At 37.6% G+C, this 21,196-nt stretch carries 22 protein-coding genes; 6 read left to right on the top strand and 16 right to left on the bottom strand.

Annotation, left to right across the window (positions count from 1 at the left end):
- Positions 1–1,469 precede the first annotated feature (1,469 nt).
- The 3 genes from RZN25_15080 to RZN25_15070 form a co-directional block, all read right to left on the bottom strand.
- Positions 1,470–2,249, bottom strand: a complete 780-nt coding sequence (locus RZN25_15080; GenBank protein ID MEQ6378140.1) for a Cof-type HAD-IIB family hydrolase — start codon at positions 2,247–2,249, stop codon at positions 1,470–1,472.
- A 461-nt stretch (positions 2,250–2,710) separates the two neighbouring features.
- The gene (locus RZN25_15075; GenBank protein MEQ6378139.1) at positions 2,711–3,490 is read right to left on the bottom strand and encodes a nitroreductase family protein; all 780 of its coding nucleotides are present in this window, start codon (positions 3,488–3,490) and stop codon (positions 2,711–2,713) included.
- Positions 3,491–4,949: 1,459 nt separating this feature from the next.
- Positions 4,950–5,531 carry a VWA domain-containing protein gene (locus RZN25_15070; GenBank protein MEQ6378138.1) on the bottom strand — a complete coding sequence of 194 codons (582 nt, stop codon included), beginning with the start codon at positions 5,529–5,531 and terminating at the stop codon, positions 4,950–4,952.
- Between the two features lie 97 nt (positions 5,532–5,628).
- Between RZN25_15070 and RZN25_15065 the strand changes: the two genes are divergently transcribed.
- Positions 5,629–6,129 carry a hypothetical protein gene (locus tag RZN25_15065; GenBank protein MEQ6378137.1) on the top strand — a complete coding sequence of 167 codons (501 nt, stop codon included), beginning with the start codon at positions 5,629–5,631 and terminating at the stop codon, positions 6,127–6,129.
- A 121-nt stretch (positions 6,130–6,250) separates the two neighbouring features.
- Here RZN25_15065 and sda read toward each other — a convergent pair whose 3' ends face one another.
- From sda to RZN25_15050, 3 genes are all read right to left on the bottom strand, one after another.
- Positions 6,251–6,430: a sporulation histidine kinase inhibitor Sda gene (sda, locus tag RZN25_15060; GenBank protein ID MEQ6378136.1), complete on the bottom strand. Its 180-nt coding sequence runs from the start codon at positions 6,428–6,430 to the stop codon at positions 6,251–6,253.
- Positions 6,431–6,514: 84 nt separating this feature from the next.
- Entirely contained in the window at positions 6,515–6,895 is a 381-nt protein-coding gene (locus tag RZN25_15055) for a Na-translocating system protein MpsC family protein (GenBank protein ID MEQ6378135.1), read from the bottom strand.
- Positions 6,896–7,295: 400 nt separating this feature from the next.
- Complete coding sequence (locus tag RZN25_15050) at positions 7,296–8,171, bottom strand: gamma-glutamylcyclotransferase (protein MEQ6378134.1); 876 nt, start codon at positions 8,169–8,171, stop codon at positions 7,296–7,298.
- A gap of 844 nt (positions 8,172–9,015) precedes the next feature.
- On the opposite strand from RZN25_15050, the gene RZN25_15045 reads away from it, so the two are divergent.
- Both RZN25_15045 and RZN25_15040 read left to right on the top strand, forming a co-directional pair.
- Positions 9,016–9,453, top strand: coding sequence for a MarR family transcriptional regulator (locus RZN25_15045; GenBank protein MEQ6378133.1), 438 nt, complete (start codon positions 9,016–9,018; stop codon positions 9,451–9,453).
- Between the two features lie 150 nt (positions 9,454–9,603).
- Entirely contained in the window at positions 9,604–10,167 is a 564-nt protein-coding gene (locus RZN25_15040) for an FAD-dependent oxidoreductase (protein MEQ6378132.1), read from the top strand.
- Between the two features lie 80 nt (positions 10,168–10,247).
- Here the strand turns inward: RZN25_15040 and RZN25_15035 are convergent, their stop codons facing one another.
- The 4 genes from RZN25_15035 to mntR all read right to left on the bottom strand — a co-directional run bounded on the left by RZN25_15035 (position 10,248) and on the right by mntR (position 13,296).
- A complete protein-coding gene (locus tag RZN25_15035) occupies positions 10,248–10,382 on the bottom strand; it encodes a DUF1450 domain-containing protein (GenBank protein ID MEQ6378131.1) in 135 nt (44 codons plus the stop codon).
- Positions 10,383–10,676: 294 nt separating this feature from the next.
- Entirely contained in the window at positions 10,677–11,258 is a 582-nt protein-coding gene (locus RZN25_15030; protein ID MEQ6378130.1) for a nitroreductase, read from the bottom strand.
- Positions 11,259–11,272: 14 nt separating this feature from the next.
- Positions 11,273–12,127: a pirin-like C-terminal cupin domain-containing protein gene (locus tag RZN25_15025; GenBank protein ID MEQ6378129.1), complete on the bottom strand. Its 855-nt coding sequence runs from the start codon at positions 12,125–12,127 to the stop codon at positions 11,273–11,275.
- A gap of 746 nt (positions 12,128–12,873) precedes the next feature.
- Positions 12,874–13,296, bottom strand: coding sequence for a transcriptional regulator MntR (mntR, locus tag RZN25_15020; GenBank protein ID MEQ6378128.1), 423 nt, complete (start codon positions 13,294–13,296; stop codon positions 12,874–12,876).
- A gap of 193 nt (positions 13,297–13,489) precedes the next feature.
- On the opposite strand from mntR, the gene RZN25_15015 reads away from it, so the two are divergent.
- Complete coding sequence (locus RZN25_15015) at positions 13,490–14,392, top strand: cation diffusion facilitator family transporter (protein ID MEQ6378127.1); 903 nt, start codon at positions 13,490–13,492, stop codon at positions 14,390–14,392.
- A gap of 313 nt (positions 14,393–14,705) precedes the next feature.
- On the opposite strand, the gene RZN25_15010 is transcribed toward RZN25_15015, so the two are convergent.
- The 5 genes from RZN25_15010 to RZN25_14990 form a co-directional block, all read right to left on the bottom strand.
- Positions 14,706–15,731 (bottom strand): cytochrome d ubiquinol oxidase subunit II, encoded by a 1,026-nt coding sequence (locus RZN25_15010; GenBank protein MEQ6378126.1) that lies wholly within the window; start codon positions 15,729–15,731, stop codon positions 14,706–14,708.
- A 6-nt stretch (positions 15,732–15,737) separates the two neighbouring features.
- On the bottom strand, positions 15,738–17,075 hold the full coding sequence (locus RZN25_15005; GenBank protein MEQ6378125.1) for a cytochrome ubiquinol oxidase subunit I: 1,338 nt from the start codon (positions 17,073–17,075) through the stop codon (positions 15,738–15,740).
- 570 nt (positions 17,076–17,645) lie between these two features.
- Positions 17,646–17,864, bottom strand: coding sequence for a hypothetical protein (locus RZN25_15000; GenBank protein MEQ6378124.1), 219 nt, complete (start codon positions 17,862–17,864; stop codon positions 17,646–17,648).
- 161 nt (positions 17,865–18,025) lie between these two features.
- Positions 18,026–18,226 carry a hypothetical protein gene (locus RZN25_14995; protein MEQ6378123.1) on the bottom strand — a complete coding sequence of 67 codons (201 nt, stop codon included), beginning with the start codon at positions 18,224–18,226 and terminating at the stop codon, positions 18,026–18,028.
- A 50-nt stretch (positions 18,227–18,276) separates the two neighbouring features.
- Positions 18,277–18,768: a YajQ family cyclic di-GMP-binding protein gene (locus RZN25_14990; protein MEQ6378122.1), complete on the bottom strand. Its 492-nt coding sequence runs from the start codon at positions 18,766–18,768 to the stop codon at positions 18,277–18,279.
- Positions 18,769–18,990: 222 nt separating this feature from the next.
- On the opposite strand from RZN25_14990, the gene RZN25_14985 reads away from it, so the two are divergent.
- On the top strand, positions 18,991–19,893 hold the full coding sequence (locus RZN25_14985; GenBank protein ID MEQ6378121.1) for an EamA family transporter: 903 nt from the start codon (positions 18,991–18,993) through the stop codon (positions 19,891–19,893).
- 127 nt (positions 19,894–20,020) lie between these two features.
- On the top strand, positions 20,021–20,227 hold the full coding sequence (locus RZN25_14980) for a hypothetical protein (protein ID MEQ6378120.1): 207 nt from the start codon (positions 20,021–20,023) through the stop codon (positions 20,225–20,227).
- Positions 20,228–20,261: 34 nt separating this feature from the next.
- On the opposite strand, the gene RZN25_14975 is transcribed toward RZN25_14980, so the two are convergent.
- Positions 20,262–20,891 carry a hypothetical protein gene (locus RZN25_14975; GenBank protein ID MEQ6378119.1) on the bottom strand — a complete coding sequence of 210 codons (630 nt, stop codon included), beginning with the start codon at positions 20,889–20,891 and terminating at the stop codon, positions 20,262–20,264.
- Positions 20,892–21,196 lie beyond the last annotated feature (305 nt).

Below are 21,196 nucleotides of genomic sequence, written 5' to 3'. Positions count from 1 at the left end.
GAAAACAGACCCTGTAAAACTTTTGTTTACGTGATCTGATCACAATAGATGGTACTTCTATACCGTCACAACCCGTTTCTTATGCAGGGTATCCTTTTTCAGGATCCACCAATGTATATTTCGACCTGGTCATATTGTTATTAAAGGTATTCCCAAAGATGAACAAGATTTATCCTCCTTGTTTGATTAGGAATCCATTTTCATGGTAGATGGTGGCTCCGCGAAGCGAGCCATAATGATTTCTTATCTTTCAAGAAAAGCGCAAGCGCTCTTCGAAACAAGAAAAGCACTTGTTTCTGCGAAGTAGCTCTATGTAGCTTTCCTTACTCGGGGCAAAAACTTCGAAGATTACTCGAGGAAACTTTATCACCATCTCTTTCATACTCTTCAACAAGCTGATCGGTTATCTCTATAGCTTCCTCACGTGTTTCAGCAGGAAAGCTAAACATTAATCCATCTGCACCCGTCCAAGAGCCTTGATCATATTTTTCTTCTCTAGCAAAAACCTCAATAGTCCATTAATTTAAGTCTTTATTGGTATGGAATTTTCCAAAGAAATACCCATCTGGTTTGACGGTACCTGCTTCCCTGACAACTCCCACAGCTAAAGCAGTGGGCTTTCTCGTTTGGAAAATCTGTAAATTTAGAAGTGTGGAGTTCAAAATTTTCTTTTTCCTTAAACATGGTTGATACCATTTTTTCAATGGTTTCATTCCACCGCTCTGTATAAACCTGGTTATCTGATATCACTTTAAATCATGGAATCTGAATGATCTTTTTGATTCAGTATTTTAATTAAGCCTAACTGTGCCCTAAGAAGTATAAAGAGAAAGGGATACGTGATCGCTGAATGGTACAATCTCCATTCGTTATGATAGAACACTCCTGTTTGAACAAGAGCCCATTCATAGACAACTGCAAAAATTGACCAACCAATAATATATGTGTATATCCTGAGCTTGTTTCTCCCATAAGGATAAAAATTTAAGAACAATGGAGTAATTGATAGATATAAGGCACAAGCCACATCGTTTCCCATTCAGACTTCGGAAATTGTGCAAAATACCCGTAACAATTCAGTTCAATATGTAAAAAGACATCAACAAGTAGTTGGAAATAGGTAGCCATTCCTGTTGATGCATATAAATAAACCCTATTTACCCTTTTTGGCATGAAATAAACGATGACAGGAAAGAGTATCGCGCTTCCTACTAAAATGATCGTATTATTACTTTATACCCTCATTCTGATTTTTTTAGCAATTCTCCCCGTATTAGTGTTTCAGTATACAAAAAAAAACACCTTTTCTCCATTGTTTTCATTGGAAAAAAGGTGCTTCAACTTATTAAAAAATTAGTTTCTATTCCGCTAATTCTGCAAGTTTCTTCTCAAATTGACCTACAATCCCTTGGTCTGCCTCTTCAGGAAAATTTTCTCAGCTTTTTATTTCTTTCCGAAATTATATTACTTTATGGAAGTCCAACCATCTGTAAACCATGAGAAATCCCATCATCATCTACAGACTTGGTTATATACTTTGCAACTTTCTTTACCTCGTTTTTTGCATTTCCCATAGCAACACTATTTTCCACTGTAGACAGCATTTCAATATCATTCATCCCATCACCAAATGCATATTGACGCTCGGAGGGAAAACCTAAACGTTCCACGATTTTCTCAATGCCCTTAGCCTTAGAACCGCCCTTTGGAAGCACATCTACTGAAACAGGGTGCCATCTGACAAAATCAAAGTGCTCAAACTCCCGTTCATATTGCTTTTCCTCCCCTACTGGGCAAAAGAGAAGCGTTTGAAACAGATCCCGTCCGACATAGTAGGTAGGATCATGCGTCGGAAAACTTTTAATCTTCAAGGTCGAAATACTCTCTGTAATATAGGCATGCTCGGGTACATTGGCCTTCATGTCATCTTGGTCCATATAGACCACAGGATGTTCATTCTTTACCGCAACATCGGTTAATTTTTTTATAGATTCAATATTTAGAGGGTTTGTGTAAATAACCTCTCCTTCCAACACCACATACTGACCGTTATAGCTTACATAAGTATGTATATCTAGTTCCTCACGCAGTTCCTCAAACATAAATGGAGCCCGTCCTGTCGCAATCGCTACTGTATGTCCCTTTGCCTTTAGTTCCAAAATGGCATTCTTAGCTGAGTCGGGTAATTCTTTTTTGCGATTCAACAACGTTCCATCAATATCAAAAAAAATAAGGCTTGGTTTTGTCATGACTTACCTTCTTTCTTTGAATTCTTCATCTTGTTTTATTTATTTTTTGTCAAAGTAGAGGAAATATGTTTATGACTTCCTATATAAAGTGTACATGATGAAAACGCTTACAAGTCAACACTAAAGTTAGTTGTATGAAAAAAAGGACCTCAATTGAACCTATTCTAATAAGTCCACTAACTCATTTGTCCATTCCTCCGATAAAATCATATCATGACTCAATTTTGTGGTTATTTATAAATTTTTCCACTTCTCTTTTCTTTTTGATGGTGGTATACTGTTCTAGCGATGAGCTGAATTGCATAAGACGAGATTGACGCGCCTTTTAGGCAAAGCGCTATGTGGAGTGCTGTCTCTCGCCGCAATACGCATAAAAAGACGTCCTTTTAGGGCGTCTTTTTCATTTGAGTGGTGGGTGGTGTTGTAGGGACAGGAACACCGGTGTTTCTGTCCCTACCGAGTCATTCGTTATTCATAAAATTTTGCTTCTCCAAATAATTCAACACTGTTTGCGAAAATTCGTGATGAGATTCTTTCGTATACTTAGCAATGGTATAGATTTGAGCAAGATTTTTCAGTCCTAAACGCTCTGTCATTTCTTTAAGTTTAGGGTTGTCCATATAGCGTTTCCATCCCATAACGTCTTTTTCTTTATAGATATCAAGAATTTCTCCATCGGAAAACTCATGGTACTGCTCATAATGAACCAGTCCACTCTTAGGCAATCGATCCCTTGGAGCAGGGTCTTCTGCAGGATATCCTAAGGAATAACCCACAACCGGCACCACATTCGGTGGTAAATTTAATAGTTCACCGATTTGGTCACAGTTGGCAAGGGTTGAACCCATATAACAAATGCCTAACCCCTCATTTTCAGCAGCTAACGCACAGTTTTGTGCTACTAGCGTCGCATCGATAGCACCAATCATAAAACTCATATAATTATCAAATTGCAAAGGTGCCTCATTGAGTGTAAGCCATTTTCTCATTCGATTAAAATCAGCGCAAAAAGTTAACAATACAGGTGCATCCACTACCATAGACTGTTCCATATGTGGAGCATATAATTTTTCCCTTAGTTCCTTATCTCTTGTCACGATGATCGAATAAGCCTGCATATTCCCACTAGAAGAAGCACGAATTCCAGCATCTAATATTTGTTCCAGCAGCTCCTGACTGACTTCCCTATCTTCATATTTTCTAATAGATCTGTGCCCGTGTACAACATCATTGAATTCCAAAAAATCACTCCTGTTTTTTTCTCTATCACCAATTATAGCATGAGGTTGGTCCTTAGGGGACAGGAACACCGTTGGTTCCTGTCCCAACAGCGGCGTTTTTACTCTCGGCATCCATTTTCACGTTAATAGAATGCTTCTATTCACTCGTTTTTACTTGCGACATTCCTTTCTGCGTTAATAGAGCCTTTCTATTCACTCGTTTTTACTTGCGGCATTCCTTTCTGCGTTAATAGAGCCTTTCTATTCACTCGTTTTTACTTGCGGCATTCCATTCTGCGTTAATAGAGCCCTTCTATTTACCTGTTTTTACTTGCGACATTTCATTTTGCGTTAATAGAGCCCTTCTATTCACTCGTTTTCACTCTCGGCATTCCATTCTGCGTTAATAGAGCCCTTCTATTCACTCGTTTTTACTTGCGACATTTCATTTTGCGTTAATAGAGCCCTTCTATTCACTCGTTTTCACTCTCGACATTCATTTTCGCGTTAATAGAATGCTTCTATTCACTCGTTTTTACTCTCGCCATTCATTTTCGCGTAAATAGAACCTTTCTATTTACCTATTTATACTTCCGCCATTCCTTTCTGCGTTAATAGAACCTTTCTATTCACTCGTTTTTACTCTCGGCATTCCATTTCACGTTAATAGAGCTCTTCTATTCACTCGTTTTCAATCTCGGCATTCATTTTCGCGTTAATAGAGCCTTTCTATTCACTCGTTTTCAATCTCGGCATTCATTTTCGCGTTAATAGAGCCTTTCTATTCACTCGTTTTTACTTGCGACATTCCTTTCTGCGTTAATAGAGCCCTTCTATTCACTCGTTTTTACTCTCGGCATTCATTTTCGCGTTAATAGAGCCTTTCTATTTACCTGTTTTCACTTACGGCATTCATTTTCGCGTTAATAGAGCCTTTCTATTCACTCGTTTTCACTTGCGGCATTCCATTTCACGTTAATAGAGCCTTTCTATTTACCTATTTTTACTTGCGCCATTCCATTTCACGTTAATAGAGCCCTTCTATTTACCTGTTTTTACTTGCAGCATTCCTTTCTGCGTTAATAGAGCCTTTCTATTCACTCGTTTTTACTTGCGGCATTCCATTTCACGTTAACAGAGCCTTTCTATTTACCTATTTATACTTGCGCCATTCCCTTTCACGTTAATAGAGCCCTTCTATTCACTCGTTTTTACTTACGGCATTCCTTTTCGCGTTAATAGAGCCTTTCTATTCACTCGTTTTTACTTACGGCATTCCTTTTCGCGTTAATAGAGCCTTTCTATTCACTCGTTTTTACTTGCGACCTTTAATTTTGCGCCAATAGCCAATAGGCAGCGCCTATTTACCTGTTTCACATTTCCCCTTTCATTTTAAGTAAATAGATATTCCCACAATAACAAAAAAGCCTACAGTAAAGCCTTGGGAGGCTATACTGCAAGCATTAAATTAACAATGAATTTATTTCCTTTTCCTATTCTCCATCACAACCTCGTTCACCATGTCGTACATCACTTCTACCCCTTTGCTGGAAGCTTCGAATTGGTAGGCTCGGTCTCTACGAATTCCAATATGTTCAGCTTCTTCGACTGCATCAATATTGGCACCAAGAAACACAACTTCCCATTTGTCTTGACGTTCTTGAATCATCCTTTTCACCTGTTCAGCACTAAATTCTCGACTAGCATTTTCCATCCCATCTGTTGTGATAACGAAAATGACATTGTCAGGTAAGTAATCCTTTTTAGTCCTTTCAAGACGTCGATCTACATCCACAATTGTTTTCCCAACGGCATCTAGCAAGGCCGTTCCACCACGGACATAATATTCTCGTTTAGTAAGCCGTACATCTTTGGCATTTACACCATCCCAAAGGACCTCATAACGATCATCAAACAAGACAGTTGTTAAAAGTGTTTCTCCATCCAATGAACACTGTCTTTCAATAAAACTATTGAATCCGCCAATCGTATCACTTTCCAAGCCAGCCATAGATCCACTTCTGTCTAGCAAAAAAATAATTTCCGTCTTCTTGTTATTCATCACCATCATCCTCCTAAGGTTTTCTTGTTATAATAATAGCAAGCAAAAAGAAGGAAATGGTCGCCTAGCAAGTGACAAAATAAGAGGAGGTATACTGATGCTTAAAGAAAAGTTAAAGAGGGAACTTGAACAATACATAAATGATCACCTTGAGATTGAAATTCATGTAATGAATGAAATGAGGTTTGTTGAGGATTTAGAATACAGCACGAAGGAAATGGCCATTCCAGAGCTTGATGAATTTATAAAAGAAAAACAAAAGCCAACTTTCCAGCAACTATTATTCCGTTTTATTGACGAAAAAGAAAGGAAAGATTCAGAGATTTACAATAAGGCAGGAATCGATCGTAGACATTTTTCCAAAATCCGTTCAAATCCTAACTATCAACCGAAGAAAAGTACTGTGTTATCTTTGGCCCTTGCTTTAGAGTTAGATCTGGAAGATACAGAAGAATTCCTCCATTCAGCCGGATTTTCCATGAACTATAGTGATAAAGGAGATTTAGTCATCCAATTTTTCTTGGAAAGGCAAAACTATAACCTACACGAAATAAATGAAGCTCTTCATCATTTTCAGCTCCAGCCTCTTGGAATATAGAAATAGGCTTGTCCTACCTTATGTTTCCAAGAGGTTGGTTTTATTACAAAAACATAAACCTCCATTAGCTTCATAGATTCATAAATAACTGATAGTACAAAAAAACTTCTCTTTTCTTCTATCATTCCTCTATAAAATCTTTATCAAACCTATCTTTACAATGAAGGAATTTTGAAGAAGGGTGGATTCCTCGTTTGATTAACTCGGCTTCCAAATACTTTATAAATAGTGGATCTAAATTCAATTTTATGGCCTGATGATAAGTTGAAATCAATAATTCGTCACTTAATTTTTCTAACACATCTTTTCCCTCCTCTACATGTTTGAGTAACGCTACCGCCTATCTTCTTGGAAAAGATAATACATACAGTACTTTTACATAGTTTCAAGATGTTCCCAAGTTCTTAATTAATTCTTTTTCCAAATTCTTTTTAAGAACAATGAGGCAATAAATATAATCATGGTCAATGTCAGGATAAATCAATACATGATCTACATGTGTACTGAATCCAAAGTCTGTCAAAATACCATCTATCAACCCTCTAAAATCATGAGCATATAATTCACAAACTTCCTCCAAACCATTATAATTTTTAACAACTTTATAAAGATTTTTTTCGTGTGAGGAATAGGCAACATTTAGTTTTACATAAATTGTATGGCCAATGACTTTTGAAATAGTATCGATAGGACCTCTACCTGTAATTTCTTTTCTAAATTTTGAGATTACACTTGAGATTTCTTCTTCAAACTTTCTTTGTACCATGTAAAAAACACCCCCTTTTAATAAATTCTAAAATTGATTACTTTGTATGGTTATTCTCACTTATCCATCTATTCCTTTCAATAAAAAAGGCTATAAAAACATTTTTCTCTTCAATGTTTTTATAGCCTTGAGATCACCTAACAATGAATCATCAATTACTATTAAACTACCTATATAATTTTAACTGGATGCCATAAACTTTAGTATCAATAATCATAACCCTTTCCCACCCTGAAAAACAGTGCGAGAAAGTTGTTATATAAACTCACTAAAATTATAACTTATCTCAGGAAACGTTTTCAATAGGACTTGTCCTATTTCTAGGGATGTTTATAGGATTTATTTATCAATGAAAAATTTACCCTCACATGGTAAAAAATAGATGATATATCACTCCATCTTAGCTTTTTAAATCCTCCAACCGAAACCCAAACTGATCTATAAATTTCTTTTCTAATCCCTGAATGTATTCTTGACTTAGGCAACCTTGAGCACCTTGATAAATCTCTTTAGCATAATGCAATGGTGGTGCTGATTCATGTGTTTTCTGGATGACAAGATAAGTAAGAACATTTTTATACACTTTTCTATCAAGATAGACGTCAACAAATGCCGGTCGATAAATATGGTGTCGCGCACCCTCCCGGTCATGTAAGTACTCCAATGCCTCAGACCCAATTCGATAAACTTTCCCCTCTACTATTGAACCTTGCTTCTCCACTATATCTGCTCGACTTCCGTCATGGGATTTTTTGGTAAACTTCAATTCATAGTTAACTAGAATCCCTTTGCCGGTTAAATCTTGAAAAAATTGATCCACTCCATGGAGTTTGAAACGAGAATCGTCCATACAGGACCCGTAAGCAAAATAATAGAGAGGCATCTCCTGAGATAAAAGTCGATCTACCTTCCAGTCATCACTTTCAATCCTTCTCAAACCCTTCACTTGTTCTTGGTTGAAAATATAGACAAAGGCCGAGAATGTACCAAGATCAGTAAATACCTCCTGCTCGACCCGATCATACAAGTTATATTCAGGATTAAACTCGTCGAAGCCCTCTAATTGGTTCAATGCTTTTAATTGACCCTCATCCACTTCATAAAGTTCCCCATGCACTTTATCCTGATCATCCTTTGTGACGGACGGATATCCTACCCCTACATCATACAGTTTTCCGTAAGTCCAACACTGCTCTGCAATTAATCTTGCGTTTTCCAACAATCGCGCATTTGACTCATGTTTTCTTAGTGTCCCATATACAAAAACTTTTTTCATAGTCTACCTCCGACCTACAGTCTGGGATTTTCTCTCTATAAGCATTTTACCCTTAACTCTTTTCATCAGAAACTTTACAACAAAATAAATTCAAAAAATTTGAAAAGAGGAATCACATGTATGGAATTATCAACATCAAAGTTTGTTTATTAGCGGAGATATTACTAAGCCTCACTCCGGGGATATACACTATGTACATTATTAAGTAAAAGTGTTTCTCAGGGAGATTGGTTGGAATTTTCTCAGCATTAGGAATTTCTTCAGGAATAGTTGTACATACAATAATCTCTACTTTCGGTCCTCTCATTATCATCACAGACCATTTTCCTCTTTACTCTCATCATAATCATCGGAGCAATTTATTTAGCTTATTTGGCCCTTTAAATGTTTTTTTTAAAAAAAGACGAAAAAGAATAGGGATAATCTAGTACGTACTTCACATCGTACTATTTTCTTTCAAGGAATGATTACAAATGTGACTAATCCAAAAGTGGCTCTGTTTTCCTGGCATTTCTTCCGCAGTTTGCAAAAACTAATGCTGGAGTATCCAGCCCTATTCCATTTCTCCTTCTTGGACTACTGTTTACTTTTACAGGTACTATTTGGTGTATGATTTCTATCTGGATTTTTTCCATGGCTACTAAAAAACTTAAGTCAAGTTCAAAAATCTAGCCAGTGTTACAACGGTTGACCGGTGTTGTTTTTATTGGAATGGGATTGAGTTTACTACAAACCTAATCATCCTAAATAAGACCAATCATTTGACATCGTTTCAGCCGTTTTCTATACTACAAATAATTAAAGTAGCTATGGCAACCTTTAATAAAGCGAGCGAGGGATAAGAGTGGGATTGTCTTTTCAAGACTATATTAGTATCAAGATACATAAAACTGATTTACAGCTAACTAGTTTTATTAAATCGAAGCTTGAACCATTTAACCTCGCACCAGAGCAAAACTTGATTATGATATTACTTTGGGAAAAAGATGGATTAAATCAAAATCAAATCGCAGAAAAGCTAGCCAAAGACAAAACAAACATTGCACGAATGGCTTCTAGCTTAGAAAAAAAGGGCTTTATCAAGAGAGTTCAGTGCTCTTATGATCGACGCTCACTTAACCTATTTCTTACACCATGTGGAAAAGAGCTTGGAAATCAAATTCTTCCTATTGCAGAGGAATTTAATAAAGTTGTCACTAAAGGAATCACATTAGAAGAGATTCATCAGCTGGAATCTATTATAGGTAAAATGACTAGAAACGTGCAAAGACTAGATGAATAACAGAGGAGAAAGTCTTCTTACTATCCCTTTGTGGATCAAGTTTAAGTTGTTATAGCAACTATTCTTGTAGGTTTATTTCTATATTTCCCGTCAATAATATATCCAACGATATATTATAAATAAATATAACAACATTTGGAGGGTTTCACAATGTATGATCTAATTATAGTTGGAGCAGGTCCCGCTGGGAGTAGCGCTGCTCTATTCGCAGCAAAAGCAGGTAAAAAAACATTAGTATTTGATAATGGCAAAGGAATGACTCAACGTGCTTGGCTTGACAATCACTATGGTGCTCCTGAAATTTCAGGACCAGACTTGATTGAAACTGGAAAGAAGCAAGCGAGCAAATTCGGGGCCGAGTATGTAGAAGATACCGTAACTACCATTACTCGTGAAGGTGAAGGATTTAAAGTTGCAACTGAAAATCAGTCTTACGAAGCAAAATATATTCTTTTAGCCACAGGAGTAAACACAGCACTTGCTGAATCATTAGGGTTAGAAGTTGTGGATGGAACTGAGCCAAGAATTAAATCTGTCCTAAAAGTAGATCAAGATGGTCGCACTAACGTAGAAGGTGTTTGGGCAGCTGGAACTGTTGCAGGAGTTAGTGTACACACCATCGTTACTGCAGGTCATGGGGCAACTGTTGCTATTAACATCCTCAGTGAAATGAACGGCGAGCGTTATGTTGACCACGACATTTTAAAAGCGTAGGGTATAAGAAGCACAAATTCGCTAAAAACAATTTCGACAAATACAAAGACCAATTCTCCCATATGGTGAATTGGTCTTTTTTATTGGTATATAGCAAGTTCCTCTTCTATCTTTTCTTTGATTTTTTCTACACACTCGTCCACTTTTTTGGCAGAGATCCGCTTCCCGTTTACCAAGGCATAAGACCTAATTGCACATAATCCGCATAAGGACAAGCAGTTACTTTCAAGAACGGCTACTTCCGGGCATTCTTTTTTTAATTCTTTAAATCAACGGTTGTTACCAAATACCCATCACATATTTTTACGAAAGCAATTCCCATATTTACACATCTTTTCTTGTTATATATCAAAACATGAAGGAATATTCCTTCTTGAAATCTTGTCTCATTTTGCCCAATTTACACCTTCTAAATAAAAGATGATTCCACATTAATTTTTAGTGGAATCATCCTAGTATTAAACTTTTTACGTTCAAAGACAAATTAACTAATTTAAATAATGTTTCAGCTATTCTTCATCCTTTGTAATCCAAGTAGTTACTTCAGAGAAGGGTCTTCTTTTTCCTTCAGGAACATCTCGCTTAGGATATCCAAAGTAGAGAAATCCGAGAACCTCTCCTCTTTCGGATAAACCAAACAGCTCCTTCATTAACGGATGATAGGTTGGGGCACCTGTTCTCCAATATCCTCCGAGACCTAACCCATGCGCAGCTAGGATCATATTTTGTATGGCAGTATAAACTGCTCCATATTCCTCTTTTTCTATTACTTTTGGGGAATCTGTTGGTTCAACTGCAACGGCGATCACAACAGGTGCACGAAAAGGTTTTTCCATCGTCTTCTGCAACTTTTTCTGATTACTTTCACTCATTGGATCATCCATTCCCTGCTCTGCGATCTTGACCAAAGTTCTACCTAGTCGTTTCCGTCCTTCTCCTTCCATTACAAAAAACTTCCACGGTTCAGTTCGAAAATGACTTGGCGCCCATGTTCCTGCCTCTAGAATTTTCTCGATAAGATCCTTCGGAACGGGATCATCCTTCACCAATCCTACACTTCTACGAGTTTTAATACACTCAAGAATGTCCATGTTACTCCCCCCCATTAAATGGCCGGTGGACCAAACTTACCTGCATGATAATCTCTAAATGCCTGTTTAATTTCTTCCATAGAGTTCATGACAAAAGGTCCATACGGCACGATTTGTTCCTTAATTGGCTCTCCAGAATAGACTAAAAGCTTTGTTCTTCTTTTATTCGCCTTGATTTTTAAATCACTAAGCTGATTGGAATCTCCTTTTTCTTCATACGATAAGGTTCCAACGCCATGCTTTTTCAAACGAATCTCATTTTCTCCAACTGTCACATCACCAGATAGAACATAGAAAAATGCATTATGAGTTTCTGGTAATTGAAGGTTATACTCCGCTTCATTCTCTAAAGTTATTTCTGATAAGGTGATTGGTACCAAAGAGTTTAATGGTCCTTTTACACCGGCAACATCCCCGGAAAAAACCTTAATAGTTCCTCCTGTAAAGGAAACGACGAGAGCTTCCTCATTATAGACGTTTTGATAATAGGATTCTGAATTCTTTTGATCCTTCGGTAGGTTTAGCCATAGTTGTAACGTGTGCGCAATGTCGTCCTCTACACCTTCTTCAGCATGGCGTGCTCCCTTTCCAGCATTCATATACTGAATATCTCCAGGTTCTAAAATATCACGTCCTCCGCCATTATCCACATGCTCTAATCTTCCATCAATCACATAAGTGACCGTTTGGAATCCGCGATGAGGATGATCCGAAAACGTTCCCCTCTTGAACCAATCCTCAGCCATTAAAACAAACGGATCAAAATCAGCCCATCTTTCTACAGGAAGCACCCAACCCTTTTGTACAGAAGGAAACTGTGCTTCTTGATATTCTACGTACCAATGATCCTTTACCTTTCTATTGAACATTAAAAACCATCCCTTCTTTTATCTATATTCTCCCAAAACTTGTCTACTACCAACATTCTCGTAAATAGTTGCTATAACTACTAATTATTCAAAAAAATTTAGCTGAGTTTCCTCTAATAAACAATTTGATTACAACATATTCCCTATGTTAATGCAATTAAACGAACTTGCTTAATAAAACAGGTGCACCTTACTTGGGTTCTAAGCAAGTCTGAGCGCATAATTAAGAAAAGCGCAAGCGCCCTTCAAAACAAGAAAAACACTTGTTTCTGCGAAGTAAATTCTCGAGAAGCATTTCTTGTGGCCATCGAAGGAAGACGGTGGACCTCACCCGAGAACAAGGATCGTCGGCTAAAACCGTCCCATCGTGTGGTGGCCTACATCGTGTGGGCCCAAAGGAAACACGGTTCACGAGGGCACGCAGGATGCGAGTCCGTTCGGTGTTGCGAATCATTTCGGGGGGACGAATAATCGCAGTCCCAACATGATGTCACTTTTTTAACCGAACCTCCTTCATCGATGTTGACTTATCGAAGGAGAGGAGAGGAGGGAACCAACTCTAGTCGATAGGCTGTTCCTCAAAACAAGAAAAGCACTTGTTTCTACGAAGTAGCTCTATGTAGCTTTCCTTCGCGCGATTACTCGGGGCAAAAACTTCGAAGATTACTCGAGGAAACTTTTTCGCTGGAGCTAGACACATTTTATCTTTCTTATCTTTTGAAAAAAGCTCCCTTATCAGGAGCCCTCTATTCATCATTTTCGGTTTGTGTAAATTCGTGGAGCTTTTCCACTAAGTCAGGATTTTTTTCAAAAAATTGCACTAGATCACCTATACGATCAATTGAATTCCAACTTAAGTGATGTTCGATACCCTCGACATCATTATAGATTTTTTCAGCGTCAACGCCGATTAAAGCTAAAAACTGCTCTAATAAATCATGACGATAAACAAGCCTTTTCCCGACCTTCTTTCCCTTAGGAGTAAGGATTAATCCACGATATTTTTCATAATTTAAATATTCATCTTTGTCCAATTTTTGGACCATTTTGGTTACTGAGGATGGTTGAACCTGGAGTGCCTCTGCTATGTCAGAAACTCTGGCGTAGCCTTTTGTTTCAATGAGTATGTAGATGTGTTCAATATAATCTTCCATGCTAGGTGTCGGCATAATGCTCCTCCAATTCCGCCTTTTATCATATTTAGATTACTTAAGTATCCCTTTTCACAACTGAAAATCCAGTTTTCAGCTACCATAGTATATCTAATGTTTTTAGACTAGCACAACAATTTTTCTATATCAATAAAAACCTTCTATTCCCTAAAAACATTGCCATTGACCCACTCGATAAGTGATTGATAAAATGTACAAGGTTAAAAACGGAGGTGCCATACCCTTGCAGTCATCAAATGTAGCCTTTTTATCGGTTCTTAGCAATTCACTTGTTGTTATTCTAAAATTAATCGTTGGAATTATCACAGGATCTGTGGCTGTTATTTCAGAAGCCATCCACTCTTCTCTTGATCTCGTTGCTTCGGCTATAGCCTTCATCTCTGTCAAAATTTCAAAAAATCCTCCCGATAAAGAACATCCCTATGGGCATGGCAAAGTAGAAAACATTTCCGGAACCATTGAAACCTTACTTATTTTTGTAGCCGGAATTTGGATTATTTATGAGTGTATTCATAAACTTATTGAACCCAAGCCGATCCAACTGCCCATGCTAGGTATTGCCGTAATGCTTTTTGGAGCTGGTTTGAATTTTGTTGTATCTAGAATTGTAAATCGGGTAGCTATCAACATTAATTCTGTTGCTATGAAGTCCAATGCCCTTCACTTACTCACCGATGTCTATACTTCGCTTGGAATTGCCATTAGTCTGGCACTTGTCTATTTTACAGGATGGAATTACTTAGATCCGATCATTGGGATTGCAACAGCCATTTATATCATGACCGAAGGCTACAAACTTATGAAAGAATCCTTCCCTCCACTCCTTGACGTTAGTTTACATGAAGAAGAAGAAAAATCTATTATTCATATCATCAATTCCTATCAAAATAGTTTCATAGAATTTCATGACTTAAGAACGCGTCGTTCAGGTCCCGAGGAGTACATTGATTTTCATTTGGTTGTTCCTTCCGATATGGATGTAGAAACCGCCCATGACTTGTGTGAGGATATTGAAAAAGATATCCAAGAATTATTTGAAAAAGCGCAAATCTTAATCCATATCGAGCCAGAGAAGGAAAAACAACTAACATAAGGGACAATTTGTCACAACAAAAATCCTCACTCTTCCCTTCTGATAAAAGAAAGTGGGTATTTTTTATCTCACATGAACATTAATTTAATACTAGGAGTTTTTATGTTTCGACTTCCTTCTAGTAGATTGATCTCTTGAACCATCTCATTTTCCACATTGACAATGGTTGCAGCCTAGTCCTTTTAAAATCATTAGAACTATAGAAAATCATCCTTCCCCGCCATCCAAAATGCGACTACTAGAGATAAAAATAAAACTATAAATGGAGAATAAAAATGGAGAAAATCATCCATTATCAACATTCACCTCATTTCTATGTATGATCGTTGCTATTTCCACGAACATATTCCTTATTAAACAAAAATAATCGTAACAATAAGAATAGTGATGGCACTAGTAGACAAAGACCTAATACAAATGCAATGATTAGCGCTATTGCCATTCCTTCGCTTGTAAAACTGTCATTTATCGTTAAGTAAGGATATAACAAATAGGGATAATGAGAAATTCCGTAAGCAAAGAATGCAGTGAAGAATTGTCCGATAAGAAGCCAGAACGCTAAACCATATGCTGTTTTTTTCCATAATAGATAGACGGTTCCTACAAAAAACAAAAAGGATATCCCAAACATCCACCATACATCTATGATCCGTCCATAGTGAATAGGGTTATGAGTACGAAGCTCCACAATTATTCCAGTTGCTGTAAGGATCGCAGGCCCAGCCCATACTATGGCATATTTTCGCAAAAGATCTGTAGCCTGCATATCCCCTGCTTTATTCGCATACCACGTTAGAAAAACGGAGGATATATATAAAACTGAGGTTAAACTTAGGACGACGATACTCCAAGTGAGAGGACTTGTGAAAAGGGCCCAATAATCCAGTGATATTCCAACGTTGGGACTTTCTATAATAAAATTCCCCTCCGAAATTGTTAATACAATGGACAGGGAGGCTGGAATAAAAAGGCCTGACATACCATAAAGATAAGTCCACACTTTGTGCTGAAGTCCCCCATAAGTAGTGAAGGCATAATAGGACCCGCGAATTGCCAATAAAACTATTGCTATACTTGCAGGGACTAGTAACGAGGTCCCATAATAGTATGCTGTTTTTGGAAAAAAGCCTACAATTCCTACAAAAAAGAAGACGAGAAATACATTTGTCACCTCCCAAACAGGTGACAAATATCGTTGAATAATAGCAGTCAAGATATGTTGTTTTTTTCGAAGTATGCTGTAGGCATTAAAGAAACCTGCTCCAAAATCAATGGATGCCACAATTACATAGCCAAATAAAAATAACCAGAGAACGAAAATCCCAATATTTTCATACATACTTTCTCACCTTCCTTCCCGTTCCCGATCGGCGAGTTCTTGCTCAACAGGATTTCTACGGAACATTCTAGTCAGAACAATTACACTTCCCGTTCCAAGAACCAAATAGAGGACAGCAAATATGAGAAGCATCAGATCCACCTGCCCGCTAGTAGTCGCTGCTTCCTCGGTTTTCATAATTCCACGTAATATCCACGGTTGTCGTCCGACTTCCGCTAACCACCACCCAGCTTCAATTGCAATCATTGATAAGATTCCAGTGATCGATAGAGCTCTTAAGAACCAACGAGAATATACAAATTTTCTGTTAATCCACACCCCTAATACATATAATGCAGAGATTAAAGTAAGCCCCATTCCAATCGAAACCATGATGTCAAACAATGTATGGATATATAGTGGAGGAATCTCATCTTCAGGAAATTCTTCTAGTCCAATAACCTCTGCATTCGGTGTTCCATGAGCAAGGATACTCAATCCGTAAGGAATTCTTAATTCATACTTAACCTCTTCCCCATTTTCGAGGACCCCAAAAAGTATCAGATCTGCCCCTTCCTCCGTTTCAAAGTGCCACTCATACGCTGCCAATTTTTCCGGCTGATATTCCGCGAGATATTTCCCGGAAAAATCCCCAATCACAGCTGACGCTACGGAAAATACTAAAGCAAGCTTCATTGTTAAAAAGAGAGCTTTCTTATGGTATATATGATTTGAGCCTTTCAGAATCCTAACTGCTCCAATGGATGCAAGAACAAATGCTGAAGTCATGTAAGACGTGGCTAATACATGTGCCACCTTTGTTGGCATAGCCGGATTAAACATGGCAACTAGTGGTTGAACATTGATCAGTCCTTCACTTGCTAATTCAAAGCCTTGTGGAGCATTCATAAATGCGTTAACAATGGTAATAAAAACGGCTGAAAATGAAGCCCCTATAGCTACTGGAATGAGCAATAACAGATGTTTTTTCTGATTTTCAAAACGATCCCATGTGTACAGATAAATCCCAAGAAAAATGGCCTCAAAGAAAAATGCAAATGTTTCCATAAAAAGCGGCAGCGCAATTACATTTCCCGCTAGTTCCATGAAATTTGGCCATAACAAGGAGAGCTGTAGTCCAATTGCCGTCCCAGTAACAACCCCTACAGCAACTGTAATCACAAAACCACGCGTCCATCGTCGTGCAAGCAATATGTAATGTTCATCTTGCTTTTTAATTCCCACCCATTGGGCAATAAAAATCATGAGCGGGATCCCTACCCCAATGGTCGCAAAAATAATATGAAAAGATAATGTCAATTCCGTCAAAGCACGACTGAAAAACACCGATTCCTCATTCCCCATGGCGTATACTCCTTTTACTTTTGATCTAAAATTAACTCCTTGTATTCTTAACCTTGAAAAATTCTTCCAAATAACGCTAGTCCCATAATAACCGCTACAACAAGGGTCAACCAAAACAATTTACGTTCATGTTCCTTATACATAGACAAACCCTCCTACCACTGATATTCTCCATAAAACACCAGGAATATACCCTTACAATACTTTTTCAGATGAACTTAACCATCATTGGACTATAATAGCAACTTTACAGATTTCACAAGCAGGAAAATCCACTCCTTTAGGTGTGAGATAAGAGTGAAGTCAAATACGAAGTACCACTGTTGAATCGTTGGTTTGTGGTGCTCCAAGTATTTGAAGTAATATAAAGTGAAACTTCAATCAGAGGCCTCCCCCACTGATTGTATGCACCCAAGGGGATTAAACAATTGGACATGAACGAGCAGTAATATCCCTCCTACTCTTTTCGTTTCTCTTAAGACTTGAGGTGGGGTATTACTGCTCGTTCATGCGGGATAATAAAGATCCAGCTGCCCTTGGGCATATAATCTTATCTGGAACACTTATTTTTTATTGAATTCTGCTCACTTCTTCATCAAACATTTCTTTTTGCCGCTCTATAATTTGTATCGCTTGATCTGAAATTTGGCTCAATTCTCGATACAACTCCTTAGACGATCGTCCATCTCCTTCTTGAACCTCTTGATACGTTTGTTCAACGAGCTCTCTTCGACGATGTCCAACCCTTCTTAATTGATCACCGAGTTGCTCTAGATGCTCTTGATCCATTAAAACCACTCCAATTACTTTTTTTAATTATTGTGCGTGTAGCGTGAGGAATCATACATTATATTATTATTTCTGGTTAAATCACTTTCAAACAGAAAAAAATCTAGCCAAATGACTAGATTTTTAGAAAGAGTATCCTACTCTTTTTTATGTGATATAATTCAACCACCGTTCACACAAGTATCTGATGAACTTCCAACCGCATCATTGAGCTCCGCGAGAAGCTCTTCAAGAGCATCCTGTTCCATAAATGATTCTAATGGTTCGTTCCCTAATGGGATTTGATATTGTTTAAATATCTCTATGGTATTTTCCCAAATACCTACAATCGCTTTCGTTGACATATTTGCTTGAATAACCATGCAAAATCCCCCTTAGTTGGTGAAAAAGGTTTCTCCCGATCGCACATTTCTTATCTATAATTTATAAACTGCACATCTATGGAAAGATCAGCTCCATGGATTGCTGCAATGACCTCTTGAAGATCATCACGATTTTTACCAGTGACACGAATCTGATCATCTTGAATTTGAGTTTTTACTTTTAACCCGCTATCTTTAATAATCTTATTAATTTTCTTAGCCTGCTCCTTATCAATCCCCTGAATGAGTTTCGCACGTTGACGAACAGTTCCACCAGAAGCATTTTCTATTTTTCCGTAATCAAGATTCTTGGTAGAAACCTCTCTTTTAATTAACTTGCTAATTAATACATCTTTTAATTGCTCAAGCTTATACTCATCATCGGACACAAGAACAATTTCTTCATTATCTAAATTGATCGTACTTTTGCTTCCTTTAAAATCGTAACGGGTTTTAATTTCCTTTGTTGCCGCCGTAATCGCATTGGTTACTTCGGAAAAATCAACCTGCGATACAATATCAAATGAACTTTCCTTAGCCATATGTATCCCCCCTCATCATTTGCTTTCATTATAAGACAAGCGCATACAAAAGCCAACAAGGGGAGTGATTCATATTACATACTGCTTTTATGTGCTTCTGCCGTTAATTCAAATCTGCCATCCCTATCTTTTGCTCTCACCTATGGATACTCGTATAATAAGCGTAATTATTTTAGATTGAATTTTTTTCAGGGAAAGGTGACAAAGGGGGGTGTCCTATATATGGGGAAATTACTAATAGCTATGGGTGCAGCACTATGGGGAATGATTGGGGTATTTGTTACGAATCTGAATAATGCTGGATTCACAGCCTTCGAGATTGTTGCCATTCGTGCAATTACGGCGAGTATATTTTTGGTAACCTATACTATCTTCAAAAATCGAGAATCATTAAAAATCAAAGTTCGTGACAGCAAATATTTTATCGGAACAGGAATCATTAGTATTGTTTTTTTTAATTGGTGTATGTTCACCGCCATAGAAGAGACATCTATGTCCATTGCAGCTATACTTTTATATACCGCTCCTATCTTTGTAGCGATCATGGCACGCATTTTATTTAAGGAACTTTTTACAAAGCGTAAGGTCCTTGCCTTGATAATGACCTTTAGTGGTTGTGCCTTCGTCATTGGGGTCTTGCCATCAACGAGCGAATCCATCTCTTTATTTGGAGTATTGGTCGGAGTTGGATCTGGTTTCTTTTATGCTCTGTATAGTATTTTCGGAAAATATGCCCTTGTGAAGTATAACTCTCTAACAATATCCGTCTACACCTTTATTTTTGCAGCAATTGCCGTTGTTCCGTTCAGCGGGTTATGGATAGATGTAGGGCGATTTGCCTCTCTTGAAGTATGGCTCTCCATCCTTGGGCTTGGCCTTTTTTCAACGATGCTTGCCTATATGCTTTATACAGCTGGGCTTAACATGGTAGAATCCAGCCAAGCATCCCTCATCGCCACTATAGAGCCAGTAGTTGCTGCCATATCAAGCTTTCTCATCTTCAACGAACGACTCGATGCATGGCAATACTTAGGAATCATCCTGGTTATTTCAGCGGTGATTTTTGTCCAATCGAATTCAAAAACAAAAAAGCCACATCCCACTAGATCAGCAGGATGTAGTTAAAAATTGATACACTAGGTAGGAGTGGTATTTTAGAAAAGTGAAGCTTTGAGTTATGTTCGTACACTCCTATGCATAAATAAAAATTATAATATAGTAACTCTCTAATAGTGAGGAAGGTGAGAGTACTATGAGAAAAAGTCATTCTATTTATTTTAAAGATATTGTTATAAACACAATGGAGGATAATGCATCAGTAAATTTTGATAAATTTGTTTTGAAATATGTTTCTTCTGCCACCAAAACAAATGTTATTACTGGCCAAATTACTGGAGATTATTCAAACAATTATTTAATTCCCATTGATTCAGATATCTATGACCTAGAGGGGGAGTGAGTTCTTTTTAAAAGATTTCATTCCCTCTCCATACTTATTCAATTACCTTGAAATCTATTTCGCTTTGGAGCTGGATTTTTTCCCCGAGCTCATCCTCACTTTCTCCTTTTACATAAAAATCTGTCTGCCCTTTTACTGTGTAATACCCTACTGGCAATCCTTCCATATCAAATAATTTCTTCATAAAGTCTACGTAATCTTTCGGATCTTGATTTTCACTATATCCTCCACTTTTTTGAAAATCTTCCCGGTAAGGTTCTCCTTTTTTCAAAGTGGTCGTTAATCCAATATCCTCCACCGCGTAACCAATGTCGTAGTCTCTTACTTCTTCTTTTAAATGAAAAAGAATAGCGGATGAAGAGTGGAAAATGTCAATCTTATCTTTTTCTCCTATATATTCAATCTCACCGTACATTTCCACTTCTTCGCCTTCTTTGTATTCATCTTTTTCCGACACTAGATGAAAAATAAAATCCCCTTCTGTTACCTCGTCACTTGTTTGCTGCACTTCATATTCAGCTACTATATCCTTTATGTCAGCCGCATTATTGAAGTCACCATTAGTACCGTTTGCTGATGTCCCATCAGAATTTGTATTACCCGAGGTCCCACAAGCTGCCAATAACAAAACACTCCCTAGGAACAACATGCCTATCTTTCTCACCGAATACCCCTCCTTTTTTTGATACAAGTCTTACCCTACTAATACAAGGACGAATCACTCTATCAAAATGTTTCACACATGGCACTGAGGTCCCTTATGAATTTCCCTTGAGTAAAAAATAGGCTGCGGTTCTGGTTCTATTCGCGTGTTTTGACTTCTTGAATTGAAAAGCACGCTAATAGAGCCTGGCTATTCGCGTGGTTTGACTTCCTCAACTGAAAAGCACGTTAATAGAGCCTGGCTATTCGCGTGTTTTGTCTTCTTGAATTGAAAAGCACGTTAATAGAGCTTGGCTATTCGCGTGG

This window comes from Bacillaceae bacterium S4-13-56 (genome assembly GCA_040191315.1).
In the GTDB taxonomy this organism is placed as follows: Bacteria; Bacillota; Bacilli; order Bacillales; family JAWJLM01; genus JAWJLM01.
The sequence above is the reverse complement of the archived record's forward strand: the minus strand, read 5'-3'. Positions and strand labels throughout refer to the sequence as shown.

Excerpts from the sequence above, each read along its gene's own strand:
- RZN25_15080 (MEQ6378140.1), bottom strand. The coding sequence starts at position 2,249 with ATGACAAAACCAAGCCTTATTTTTTTTGATATTGATGGAACGTTGTTG.
- RZN25_15070 (MEQ6378138.1), bottom strand. The coding sequence starts at position 5,531 with ATGAATAACAAGAAGACGGAAATTATTTTTTTGCTAGACAGAAGTGGA.
- RZN25_15065 (MEQ6378137.1), top strand. The coding sequence starts at position 5,629 with ATGCTTAAAGAAAAGTTAAAGAGGGAACTTGAACAATACATAAATGAT.
- RZN25_15055 (MEQ6378135.1), bottom strand. The coding sequence starts at position 6,895 with ATGGTACAAAGAAAGTTTGAAGAAGAAATCTCAAGTGTAATCTCAAAA.
- RZN25_15050 (MEQ6378134.1), bottom strand. The coding sequence starts at position 8,171 with ATGAAAAAAGTTTTTGTATATGGGACACTAAGAAAACATGAGTCAAAT.
- RZN25_15040 (MEQ6378132.1), top strand. The coding sequence starts at position 9,604 with ATGTATGATCTAATTATAGTTGGAGCAGGTCCCGCTGGGAGTAGCGCT.
- RZN25_15030 (MEQ6378130.1), bottom strand. The coding sequence starts at position 11,258 with ATGGACATTCTTGAGTGTATTAAAACTCGTAGAAGTGTAGGATTGGTG.
- RZN25_15025 (MEQ6378129.1), bottom strand. The coding sequence starts at position 12,127 with ATGTTCAATAGAAAGGTAAAGGATCATTGGTACGTAGAATATCAAGAA.
- mntR (MEQ6378128.1), bottom strand. The coding sequence starts at position 13,296 with ATGCCGACACCTAGCATGGAAGATTATATTGAACACATCTACATACTC.
- RZN25_15015 (MEQ6378127.1), top strand. The coding sequence starts at position 13,490 with ATGTACAAGGTTAAAAACGGAGGTGCCATACCCTTGCAGTCATCAAAT.
- RZN25_15010 (MEQ6378126.1), bottom strand. The coding sequence starts at position 15,731 with ATGTATGAAAATATTGGGATTTTCGTTCTCTGGTTATTTTTATTTGGC.
- RZN25_15005 (MEQ6378125.1), bottom strand. The coding sequence starts at position 17,075 with ATGGGGAATGAGGAATCGGTGTTTTTCAGTCGTGCTTTGACGGAATTG.
- RZN25_15000 (MEQ6378124.1), bottom strand. The coding sequence starts at position 17,864 with ATGGATCAAGAGCATCTAGAGCAACTCGGTGATCAATTAAGAAGGGTT.
- RZN25_14995 (MEQ6378123.1), bottom strand. The coding sequence starts at position 18,226 with ATGGTTATTCAAGCAAATATGTCAACGAAAGCGATTGTAGGTATTTGG.
- RZN25_14990 (MEQ6378122.1), bottom strand. The coding sequence starts at position 18,768 with ATGGCTAAGGAAAGTTCATTTGATATTGTATCGCAGGTTGATTTTTCC.
- RZN25_14985 (MEQ6378121.1), top strand. The coding sequence starts at position 18,991 with ATGGGGAAATTACTAATAGCTATGGGTGCAGCACTATGGGGAATGATT.
- RZN25_14980 (MEQ6378120.1), top strand. The coding sequence starts at position 20,021 with ATGAGAAAAAGTCATTCTATTTATTTTAAAGATATTGTTATAAACACA.